Source organism: Marinobacter alkaliphilus, assembly GCF_055394375.1.
In genome coordinates, this window is sequence record NZ_AP043751.1 from 2,122,628 (window position 1) to 2,134,413 (window position 11,786).

The 11,786-nt window shown below is 57.7% G+C and carries 7 protein-coding genes; 6 read left to right on the forward strand and 1 reads right to left on the reverse strand.

The window, feature by feature from the left end; genetic code table 11:
* The first annotated feature begins 11 nt into the window (after window positions 1–11).
* From ACZ5Q2_RS09725 to ACZ5Q2_RS09745, 5 genes are all read left to right on the forward strand, one after another.
* Window positions 12–2,063: a TRAP transporter large permease subunit gene (locus ACZ5Q2_RS09725; protein WP_061331601.1), complete on the forward strand. Its 2,052-nt coding sequence runs from the start codon at window positions 12–14 to the stop codon at window positions 2,061–2,063.
* Window positions 2,064–2,367: 304 nt separating this feature from the next.
* Window positions 2,368–4,995, forward strand: coding sequence for a S8 family serine peptidase (locus tag ACZ5Q2_RS09730; protein ID WP_432210205.1), 2,628 nt, complete (start codon window positions 2,368–2,370; stop codon window positions 4,993–4,995).
* Window positions 4,992–5,489, forward strand: a complete 498-nt coding sequence (locus ACZ5Q2_RS09735) for a protease complex subunit PrcB family protein (RefSeq protein WP_061331600.1) — start codon at window positions 4,992–4,994, stop codon at window positions 5,487–5,489. Before ACZ5Q2_RS09730 ends, ACZ5Q2_RS09735 begins: the two co-directional genes overlap by 4 nt.
* Before the next feature lie 100 nt (window positions 5,490–5,589).
* Window positions 5,590–7,485, forward strand: a complete 1,896-nt coding sequence (parE, locus tag ACZ5Q2_RS09740) for a DNA topoisomerase IV subunit B (protein ID WP_061331599.1) — start codon at window positions 5,590–5,592, stop codon at window positions 7,483–7,485.
* Between the two features lie 95 nt (window positions 7,486–7,580).
* Window positions 7,581–9,347, forward strand: a complete 1,767-nt coding sequence (locus ACZ5Q2_RS09745; protein ID WP_061331598.1) for an SLC13 family permease — start codon at window positions 7,581–7,583, stop codon at window positions 9,345–9,347.
* On the opposite strand, the gene ACZ5Q2_RS09750 is transcribed toward ACZ5Q2_RS09745, so the two are convergent.
* Window positions 9,335–10,618, reverse strand: coding sequence for an EAL domain-containing protein (locus tag ACZ5Q2_RS09750; protein WP_061331597.1), 1,284 nt, complete (start codon window positions 10,616–10,618; stop codon window positions 9,335–9,337). The genes ACZ5Q2_RS09745 and ACZ5Q2_RS09750 overlap by 13 nt on opposite strands.
* A 598-nt stretch (window positions 10,619–11,216) precedes the next feature.
* On the opposite strand from ACZ5Q2_RS09750, the gene ACZ5Q2_RS09755 reads away from it, so the two are divergent.
* Entirely contained in the window at window positions 11,217–11,765 is a 549-nt protein-coding gene (locus tag ACZ5Q2_RS09755; protein ID WP_061331596.1) for a cytochrome b, read from the forward strand.
* Window positions 11,766–11,786 lie beyond the last annotated feature (21 nt).

The window sequence follows — 11,786 nt, forward strand, 5'->3', positions numbered from 1 at the left end:
AGAGAAAACACATGAACTGGCGCGCGATGACTGCCTCTGGTGCAAGGACGCTCTACCCCGTACACAGGATACATGGGGTTATTCTACTGCTTTTGCTCCTGTCAACTCTGCTGCTGGGCATGGGGAATTCCCTGCACTCCAGAATGTTGTGGATTGGTGAGCAGGTCTGGCCGAACTATTATCTGCTGAACCCGGATGCGACCGAACCCACCTGTAATATGTTCGTGGATGTGGATGCCGAGGTTGAGCGCAGGATTCAGGCTTACAAGCCTGATCCGGACGATTTGTTCAGCTCCCCACCAGATGCGGATGCGCTGAGGCAGTCTCTGCAGAGCAACGTGGCCCTGTGTGAGCAGCGCCACCTGATGTATGCCGAGAACCAGAAGCACGCCACATGGGCACTGGGTGCCTACAAGAGTTTTGAACAGGGACTGGCTGGCTTTCTGCTGGACAACATTGAACTGACCAAGTACCTGTTCATCGCCATGTTTGCCATGGCTGCTGCGATCTCGGCGCTGGACGCGGACCACATTGCCCTGCGGCTGTCCCGCAACCGGTCAGAGTGGCGCTTGAGCCAGGGCGTGCAGTTCATCGTCAACGGTTTGATGGTGCTGTCCCTGAACGCCTATCTCGGGCGATTATCGACATCGCCGGGCACGGAAAACACTATGATTTTGCAATACGCCTGGGCCGGTGTATTTGGAATGTTCATGGTGATCAACGCCATTCGCTTCTTCCACATACCCGAGCGCATGAAGCCCGGCAGCCTGAGCTTGTCATCGAGCCTGGTCATCCCGTTGTATTGCATGATGGGTTTGATAGCCATGTCCTACTTCTTCTTTGTGGACGGCTACACTTCGGGCCTGGCGATCTACTTCGGCATGATGGCGAACCTGTCTTCCATGTTCATCAACATCGGCCTTTATGTGCTGGTGGGCATGATGCTCAAGCAGACCCGCGTGCCGGAATTGCTGCTGAACATCGTCAAGCCGTTCAATCTGCCGGCGCCTATGCTGGCCTCAGTGATTATCTTTGCCACCGCCTTCCCGACGGCGTTCACGGGTGCCTCCGGTATTTTTATTCTTGCCGTGGGTGGTGTGGTGTATGACGAACTGAGAAAAGCGGGTGCCGGGCGGCAGTTGTCCCTGGCGACTACGGCCATGTCAGGCAGTCTCGGGGTGGTGCTCAATCCGTGTTTGCTGATTGTGGTGATCGCCGCTCTGAACAAAGAAGTGACCACCTCTGAGATGTACGGTTGGGGCTTCTGGGTGTTCATTCTGTCTGCCAGTCTGTTCTCGTTCATCGTGTGCAAGACCGAAGGTAACTGGAAGCCCAAGCCGGCACCCGGGGCCTTCCGGCTAGCGCTGAAGCAACTGTTGCCACTGGTACCCTATGCACTGACTGCCGCTGCTGTGATCTTTGCAATCTGGGTGGTCCTGGGCCTGAAATTCAACGAGTACAGTGCGCCGATGATTTTGCCGTTGGTGATGCTGGCCCTGGTGGTGCTGGACTCCGGAAAGGAGAGTAAGGAACTTTCTGTCTCCCGGATGCAGACCTTCTTTGAGCGCAGCAGCAATGCTGCCAGTGATTCAGCCGTTCACATCGGCGCGCTGCTGGCCCTGATCGGCTTCTCCATCTGCCTGGGCGGTATTCTGGAGCGCTCCGACATTGTCCATGCGATTTTCCCGGAGACTCTGACCAGCCCCTGGATTGCCATGATGGTCATCGTAGTTATGCTGACGCTGATCGGCATGGTGATGGACCCGTTCGGTGCGGTGATTCTGGTATCCGCCACCATCGCCCAGCCGGCGATTCAGATTGGCGTAGATCCGCTGCACTTCTGGATTGTGTGTCTGGTGGCCTTCGAGCTGGGTTACCTGAGCCCGCCTGTGGCCCTGAACCATCTGTTAACGCGGCAGGTGGTTGGTGAGACTGAAGTGCTGGCGGCAGAGCGCACCGGTACCTTCTGGCACCGTTATCAGCGCCTGCTGTTGCCGCTGGCGGTGATGATACCCAGCTTGCTGCTGGTGGCCTTTGTGCCGATGCTGTTCTACGCCTTGTAGTTGGCGTGAAGACCGAAAACCCGTGGAGTTCTGTTTCACGGGTTTTTTGTTGGTTCGATATATTCGAGTTTCGGGGGAAGGGGAGAAGGCCGGAGGCTTGTCTGAAACACGCTGTGAATACTTCCCTGTACGCTCCGCTCCGCCATCCATGGCTCCGCAGGGTTTCAGACAAGCCTCCGGCCTTCTCCCCAGTCCAGCTTGAGCTGGAGTCGATGAGAACTCAGGCGAGCCAATTTTGGAACTTTTGTTCTATAGTCTGCGTATGGATAAGGACGTTCATAAAAAACAGGCAAAGAGGGTAACCGTGAGAAGAACATTGCCGCAGTATCTTGTGCTTTCGGGCGTGGTGTTGTTCGCAGGATGCGGTGGTGGTTCCGGAAGTTCTGAATCCCAGCCCCCGGTCATTGATCTTGGCCCTTTATCTGGTGTGATCAGTATCGAATCCGGCAGCCGGATTGATCAGGACACCATGGATCAGTTGCGGTTTGCCGGTGCCAGCCCTGCTTCGGGTACCCAAACCCTGCCGGCCAGTTTTGTTCTTGCCGGGTTTGTCAGTTCGCGAAATGGTTCCTACCCATTGCTGAACGGCCAACTATTTAGTTACGCGGCTGACCCGGTAGATACCTACACCGTGCCGATGGCGCCGGGTGAAACGGTGACTCTGAGAAGTTTTGGCGGCCGTGACGGAAATGCGGAACTTGAGTTGCGGGTGAGTGGAAATGGAGAGACTCCGCAACCAGAGCAAACCTCCCCGGAAACACCCTCAGTGAGCATCAGGTTGGATGATACTGCTGCTGAAGCCAATTACACGGTTGAAGTCAGTGTGACCGGAGACGGCCCTGCCCGCTACGTGCTGGTCAAAGCCGCCGACACCCAACTCGACAGCCTGAGCCTTGACTGGCCGGATCATCAGTTTCTACCGCAACAAGCCATCGTCACGCTGGATTCCAGTGCCCCTGGGGCTATGTCTTCAATGGCCGCCGGCACGGCCAACGCTGAGCGGCACCTGGGCGGCGCGGACTGGTTGATGCGGATGCCTGCCCAGGCGTCTTCCCGTGCTGTCAGTGCGACTCAAATGCAGGCGGAAACCCTGTCCTGGATTACCCAGCTTCGGCAGATGCCAGGTGTCAAAGACGCGGTACCGAACTATCAGATGTCGAGCATGCAGAGCTCGCCGGTGGATGAACCTCTGTACCGTTTGCAGTGGCACTACGATCTGGTTAACGGGCCGGGTGCCTGGCAGTTGGTGCCTGAAGGCGGGACGACGGCGCGTGTTGCAGTGCTTGATAGCGGGCTTTTTAGCGAAGATCCAGACGCTCGCCCCTGGCATCTGGACCTCGATGAAAATGTGGTCGATGGTAAAGATTTTGTCGATGGCGACGATTTTCCCAGGGATCCGGGTAGCAGCGTTGGCTCCAACGTGTTTCATGGCACTCACGTTGCTGGAACGGTGGCTGCGGTGGTTAATGGTGAAGGCATTGGAGGGGTTGCTTTCGGATCGGCAATCGTTCCTGTCAGGGTTTTGGGAGAAGGTGGAACCGGCTCCTCCACCGACCTGATTGATGCTATTCGTTGGGTGACAGGTCAATCTCCGGTTCTGAACTCTCCCAGGGCTGATGTCGTCAATCTGAGCCTGGGTGGATTGCCCCGAATTCAGGCCCTGGAAGATGCCATCAGCTTTGGGGTTAATCGTGGGGTGATTTTCGTTGGAGCAGCAGGAAACTCTGCGACATCCACACCCTCTTTCCCGGCGGCATCACCCAACGTGCTGGCGGTCAGTGCCGTGGATGCCGCAGGTCGACTGTCGTCCTACTCAAACTTCGGAAGCTGGATTGATCTCGCAGCACCCGGCGGAGATGCCAGCCGGGATGGCAATAACGATGGCCGCGCCGATCTGATCTGGAGTACCAGTGCGGTGGGGCAGGCCGGTCAATTCGTTGCCAGTTATGCGGGCTTGCAGGGTACGTCTATGGCCACGCCTCATGTGTCGGGCGTCATGGCACTGCTGAAAGCCCAGAAAAACACCCTCAACTACAGCGAGGTTCGAGCCCTGCTGGAAAGCGGCGAACTCACCGATTATCCGGGAAGCCGAAACGACCAGTTGGGTTATGGCGTTCTCGATGCCGCGAGGGCGCTTCAGGCAAATCTGGAAGGCAGCGTAACGATTCTGTCGCCATCGCCGTCCCAGATCTCGCTCAGCAATGAGGGGGTGACAAGTGCCACGGTGACCCTGAACCAGATTGGTGATGGCTCAATTTCCAACGTTGTTCTTACCGAAAACCTTGTCTGGCTCAGCTCAAACCAACCGACCCTTGAGAACGGGCGGTATGTATTCAACGTATCCTTGGTGGAGTCGGAGATTGAGCCAGATACGGCTTACCGGGGTGATATCCGTGTGACCTATGACGATGATGAAACTCAGCGCAGCCTGCGCATTCCTGTCATAGCTCAGCTCATCAGCGACGAACAGGCCCGCAACGCCGGCACCCACTTCGTCCTGCTGGTGGATACCACTCCGGATGATGACGGTTTCTATTGGGCCGAGGCCCAGGTTGCTGTGGAGGCCTCCAATGGCAGCTACGGTTTCCGCTTTGAATCCTGGGATGGAGAGGAGCCTCGCAGGCTCAATGAAGTCAGTCCGGGCGACTACTTTTTGGTGGCGGGCACGGATATTGATGGCGACGGCATCATCTGTCAGCCCGGTGAGGCCTGCGCGGAATACCCGATTTCCGGTTTGCGGGAGGTAATTACGATTGAGGAAGGCCAAAGCCTTTCCGATCTCCGGATGACCACCAGCTTTACCCGCCCGACGATTTCTGCGGAAACCCCGGACATCTTGCCCAGGCCGGGGTTTCAGGGTTACCGTTTGATCACGCCAGAGCGCGACAGCGCTCGCAATAACAGTGATAACCGACTCAGGACGACACAATGACAGATCGCATTCCCCGGCTGTTTGCCTTGCCGCTGGCAGCGGCCCTGATAACGGCTTGCAGTGCCACCGGCGGTGAAAACGCCGGCATGCAGCCCCAGGTGCGCCAGGTAACCCAGTCTGCCCATTGTGGCCTGACCGGACCAGGCGTCGCGCACGTGCGGACCGGTTCGGAACTGGAGGCATTGCTGGATATTGGCGGGCAGAATATGGCAACCGGTATTATTCGCCAGGTTAATCTTGAGAAAGAGTCACTGGTGATTGTCACCCTGGGCCAGAAGCCAACCGCCGGTTATAGCGTTGGGCTTGAGTCTGCCACGGCGGACAGGAAAACCCTGAAACTGGCCATGAAGGTAAATTCGCCCGCGCCGGACATGATGGTGGCGCAGGTGATTACCTCGCCCTGCGCGGTGCTTGCGGTAGCGGACAGCCAGTGGCAGCGCCTGGAAGTATCCGGGTTGTCTGGAACGCCGTTGTTGAAAGAGCTCGGAAACTAAAACCACTTGGCGTAGCCACAAAACAAACATTGATCTTTCAGCCCGAATCCCTAAGCTATGGCTCAGCTTTAACGACCACTTGCGGAGCCATGCCGTTACTATGAGCCAGCAACAATACAACGCCGATGCCATTGAAGTTCTGAGCGGTCTTGACCCGGTGCGAAAACGCCCAGGCATGTACACGGACACCTCAAGGCCGAACCACCTGGCTCAGGAAGTCATCGACAACAGTGTGGACGAGGCGCTGGCCGGCCATGCCCGCCGGATTGATGTCATCCTGCACAGTGACAACTCGCTGAGTGTGGAAGACGATGGCCGCGGTATGCCCGTCGATATCCACAAGGAAGAGGGCGTTCCGGGGGTTGAGCTGATCCTCTCCCGCCTGCACGCCGGTGGTAAGTTTTCCGAGGGCAACTATAACTTCTCCGGCGGCTTGCACGGTGTGGGTGTGTCTGTGGTGAATGCCCTGTCTACCCATCTGGAAGTGACCATCCGGCGGGATGGCCAGGTTCACCGGATGACCTTTGCCAACGGCGACAAGGCCTCCGAGCTGGAGGTGATTGATACCGTTGGCAAGCGCAACACCGGTACCCGCCTGAAGTTCACCCCCGATCCGAAATACTTCGACAGTCCCAATTTCTCCGTTAGCCGTCTGCGGCATAATCTGCGGGCCAAGGCGGTGCTGTGCCCGGGCCTGATGGTGACATTCCTGCAGGAAAAAACCGGCGAGAAAGACGAGTGGTTCTATGAGGACGGCTTGCGGGACTACCTGCGTACTGCCCTGGCAGACATCGAAGCCGTGCCGCTTGAGCCCTTCACCGGCAGTTTCTCCGGTAATAAGGAAGCGGTGGATTGGGCGATCCAGTGGCTGCCAGAGGGCGGCGATGCCGTCATGGAAAGCTACGTCAACCTGATTCCCACCGCCCAGGGCGGTACCCATGTGAATGGCTTGCGTACCGGCCTGCTGGAAGCCATGCGGGAATTCTGTGAGTTCCGTAGTCTGTTACCCCGGGGGGTCAAGCTGTCGCCCGAGGATATCTGGGAGCGGGTGGCCTATGTGCTGTCGTTCAAGATGCAGGAGCCTCAGTTCTCCGGCCAGACCAAAGAGCGTCTGTCGTCCCGTGAGGCGGCGGCGTTTGTCTCTGGCGTGGTGAAAGACGCCTTCAGCCTGTGGCTGAACCAGCACACCGATATTGCTGAAGCCCTGGCTGAGCTGTTTATCAGCAATGCCCAGCGCCGGCTGCGGGCCAGCAAGAAGGTGGCCCGCAAAAAGGTGACCTCCGGCCCGGCGTTGCCCGGCAAACTGGCTGATTGCTCCGGTGCCGATACCACCCGTTCAGAACTGTTCCTGGTGGAAGGTGATTCGGCTGGCGGTTCCGCCAAGCAGGCCCGGGACCGGGAATTCCAGGCGGTGATGCCGCTGCGGGGCAAGATCCTGAATACCTGGGAAGTGGATTCCGGTGAAATTCTGGCTTCCCAGGAAGTTCACGACATTGCCGTGGCCATCGGTGTTGATCCGGGCTCAGAGGATCTTACCGGGTTGCGCTACAACAAAGTCTGTATCCTGGCGGATGCCGACTCCGACGGCCTGCATATCGCCACCTTGCTGTGCGCGCTGTTCGTAAAGCACTTCCGACCACTGGTTTCTGCCGGCCATGTATTTGTCGCCATGCCGCCGCTGTACCGGGTGGATCTGGGCAAGGAAACCTTCTATGCCCTCGATGAGCACGAAAAGCAGGGTATTATCGACCGCCTGGCAGCCGAGAAGCGGAAGGGCAAGGTTCAGGTGACCCGTTTCAAGGGCCTGGGTGAGATGAATCCCCTGCAATTGCGCGAAACCACCATGGCGCCAGACACTCGCCGCCTGGTGATGCTCACCCTGGAAGAGGGTGATGACACCGATGAGCGAATGGACATGTTGCTGGGCAAGAAGCGGGCTTCAGACCGCCGGGTTTGGCTGGAAGCCTACGGCAATATGGCGGATATTGCGGTTTGATATTCCCTGCAGTGCTATAAAAATCATTACTTATTCTTTCTCAGAATTGATGAGGGCCGCTATCCTGCCAGTTTTCTAACCGGAATAACCGAGTTATGGACTGGCACGGATGGTTTTCCCTTGGGTTGGCGGGTGCCGCCCTGTTACTGATGAGCTCTGGCCGCTTTGCGCCGCATCTGGTGATGATGGCGGCATTGGTGGTGCTGAGTGCCAGCGGTATCATCGGCCCGGAACAGGCCCTTGCCGGCTTCAGTAATCCGGGGCTGATCACAGTGGTTGCCCTGTTTGTGGTGGCCTCCGGTGTTCACCATTCCGGGGGTGTTGACCTCCTGGTGCACTACATTCTCGGCAGCCCGAAAACCGTTCGCGGGGCCCAGGCCCGCATTGCCTTACCAGTCACGTTGCTCAGTGGCTTCCTGAATAATACGCCGGTGGTTGCCACCATGATTCCGGCCGTTCATGCCTGGTCCCGCAAGATTGGAATTGCCCCTTCCAAGCTGATGATTCCCCTCAGCTATGCCGCCATTTTCGGCGGAACGCTCACCCTGATCGGTACCAGTACCAACCTGGTGGTCAATGGTCAGTACCAGCAGCTGACCGGTGAAGAAGGCTTTTCAATTTTCGCCATTACCCAGGTTGGGCTGCCGGTTGCGATCATCGGGGTTGCTGTGATGTTGCTGGTACTGCCGCGGATGTTGCCAGACCGTAAAGACCAGCAGAAGTTCGGCTCGGTCAAAGAGTTTACGCTGGAAGTGGCGGTCGCGTTCGAGGGGCCGCTGGTCGGCAAAAGCGTAGGCGAGGCCGGGCTGCGGGAGCTGGATCGACTCTACCTGGTTGAAATTGAGCGGGATGGCAGCGTGGTGACGGCGGTGCCATCGGAAGAGCGTCTTCGGGGCGGTGACCGCCTGGTGTTTGCCGGCGATACCCAGGCAATTTCTGATCTGTTGCGGATCAACGGCATCGTGCCTTCGGTGCATGATGATGAGCCGTCTCTCAGCAAGGACCGCGCCGAACGACGTTTGGTGGAGGCGGTGTTGTCGCCCCAGTCAGATGTGCTTGGCCAGACCATCAGGGATGCCCGGTTTCGGGACCGGTACGGTGCCGTGGTACTGGCGGTTGCACGCGGAGGTGAGCGGGTGCCGGGTAACCTTGGCAACATTCGCCTGAAACCTGGTGATGTGTTGTTGCTGGAAGCGCGCCCTGCGTTCGTCAGCCGGCAGCGATACAACAAGGATTTCCTGCTGATCAACGACCTTGAGACAGAAGCGCCGCGCCACGACCGGGCCTGGTTGTCCTGGGGCATTTTGCTGGTGCTGGTCGGGCTTGCCGCCTGCGGCATCATGACGATGCTCAACGCTGCCCTGGTAGGAGCATTCGTGATGATCCTTTCCGGCTGTTGTACGGTTGGCCAGGCCCAGAAAGCGGTAGACGTTCCGGTGATTCTCACGATCGCCGCTTCCTTTGCCATGGGCGGAGCGCTGGAACAGACCGGAGCGGCGAGTTATCTGGCCGGTGCGGTGTTCAGCCTGAGCGATGGCCACACCCTGCTGGCGTTATTGCTGGTTTACCTGGTGGTGTCAGTGCTGACGGAAGTCATCACCAATAACGCAGCCGCCGTCCTGATTGTGCCGGTGGTGCTGTCGCTCACGTCTGCGATGGGCGTGGATTCCGAGCCGTTTATCATTGCGGTGATGATGGCCGCTTCGGCAAGCTTTGCCACACCACTGGGTTATCAGACCAACATGATGGTGTTCGGGCCGGGAGGCTACCGTTTCAGCGATTTTATCCGGGTTGGTTTGCCGATGAATGTCTTTATCGGCCTGGTGACGGTTGGCGTTATTTCTGTGGTTTACGGTGTTTGATGGGGGTTGGCGAGGATATCGCAGCACAAAACCTGCAAACGCCCCTTATGCTGGTAGGCCAGTGACAGGGTGACGCACATATAGGCGCCGGTTACGCACAGATAGGGTGTTGTAACGTGCAGGTTCTCAGGCTGAGCCAGGGCCTGGCGCAGGTATTGCTGGCGGAACCAGTCGGCGCTGGTGGTGTTCTCCAGCGGCCGGAAACGGGGGTCCCGCTTCTCAATGGCGGAGTCTGAGACCAGGGTGTCTTCAATCTGGATGCCCTTGTCATCCGCGAGATAGCAGCGGGATACGGCGGGGTGGTTCAGCAGTTCAAAGCAGGCCTGTGACATCAGGCTGCCGTCCTGCAGTCGTTCAATGGCCCGCCGGAACGGCCCGTTGAAATAGTTGACCAGTTGCTGTGTGGGGTCCTGGGTGATCTGTTTGCGCTTCTTGTATTCCTGAAGTAATTCTTCGAGGTCTGCGGGCGTGTGGGGCAGTTCTCCGAGTTCAAGGCAAGGGCGCCGGAAATAGAATCCCTGTACAAAGTCCACGCCAGCATCGATGGCTATCATGGCCTGATCACGGGTTTCCACGCCTTCCAGTAGTACCAGGCATCCCGACTGGTGAAGCAGTGACACCATGCCATTCAGAATCTGCCGTGCCCGCTGATCGTCAGTGGCGCGGGTCAGCAGCGTACGATCCAGTTTGACGATATCGGGCGACAGGTTCCAGATTCGCTCGAAATTCGAGTGGCCAGCGCCAAAATCATCGATCGCGGTGAGGCAGCCGAGTTTCCGGTAGTAGGCGACGGTATCTTTCAGTCTTTCCGCATCGTCGGTGGGCTGCTCGACAATCTCCATCACAATGCGGTGGGGCGGCAGCCCGGTTTTCTTCAGCAGTGCCCCGAAAAACGAATCCGACTGGCTGCCACTGGTCACCACCCGGGGGGATACGTTCAGGAACAGCCAGTTCAGCTGATCTTTTATGCCGCTGTAGTTACGGATATGCAGGTACCGACACAGCCGGTCCAGCAGCAGGTTTTCAGCGTCGGTGTCCGGAAGTTCAAACAGGTGGTTGGGAAGTACAGCCGCGTTGTCGTTGTCGAACGCCCGGATCAGGGCCTCATAACCAACGGTCCGTTTGTGGGAGATGCTGTAAATCGGTTGCAGGGCGGTTCTGAGCTTTAGCCCTCTGAAATCGGCTGTCCAGGTCTCTCCTTGCTGAGTGAGCATGGGCGAGAGCAGGTCCAGTTCTGGCGCTGGCAGGATATCGGTAAGGCTGTGGGACATAGGCGAGTCTGAACCGTTTAACGAACGCATCAGGAGCAGCAGTTGTGGTGCTGACCACTGAACTGTTAGCCAGAGTGCCCACATCCCTGGCACGTTTGCCTGTATTTCAAGGCGTTAACTGTTTAGCTAAAGCGCAGATTGCCAAAAAACAGGAATCATTACCACTGTTTAACCGGTAAAACTCGAAACAGTTTGTGACTTTGTGTTGGTATGGGAAATTCGGGGCGGGGCTTTGGAGAGCAGAACCCCCGGCAGGCCGGGGGTTCAGAATGGAGCATATTAATTGTTGCTGGGTACTACTACGGATTCGTCGAATTCCAGTTCCATGTCGTTTCCTCTCGGTCACTGAGGCCCCCGACGGGGCGAATTAAAGTATGTGAGAAGTTTAGCGTTGCTGTGAATTTGCACAATCCGTAGAACCCGTATTCGACCAAAGTGGCCAGTGCCAGCCCCGGTGTCCGCCAGAGACTTGATCAGATAATTTGATGCATCCCGGCAGAATATTTTGATTTTCACCCGGCAGTTCGGGGCCTAGACTGACCTAAACGTATCAGTCGCACAGGGTGGCTCAGTCCAGGGATGGAGGATTTCCCAAATCATGAAATTACGAAATACCAACACCGCCTACGGTCTGATCGCTGTCAGTTTGCACTGGCTGGTGGCGCTGGCGGTCATTGGCCTGTTCGGGCTCGGCTGGTGGATGGTGGAACTGTCCTACTATGACCCCTGGTACCGACAGGGCCCACACATTCACCGGAGCATTGGCATCCTGCTGTTCATAGTGGTAGTGGCCCGGCTGTTGTGGCGAGTTGTGACTCCGCCTCCCAGGCCGCTGCCTGAGCACCAGCGGTGGGAAGTGATTGCCGCCCATGGGGCCCATGGGTTGCTCTATCTGCTTCTGTTCGTAGCCATGATCAGTGGATACCTGATTACCACGGCCGATGGCTCGTCCATCAGCGTATTTGGCTGGTTTGAGGTGCCTTCAGTCACCGGCCGGATCAGGGGGATGGAGGACACCGCGGGTGCGGTCCATTACTGGAGCACCTGGGCACTGGTCGGGTTGGCCGGGCTGCATGCCCTGGCGGCCTTGAAACACCATTTTATTGATCGAGATGCCACGCTCAGGCGCATGCTTGGCCGCGGTTGACGCAGATCCGAAGACCGAAAC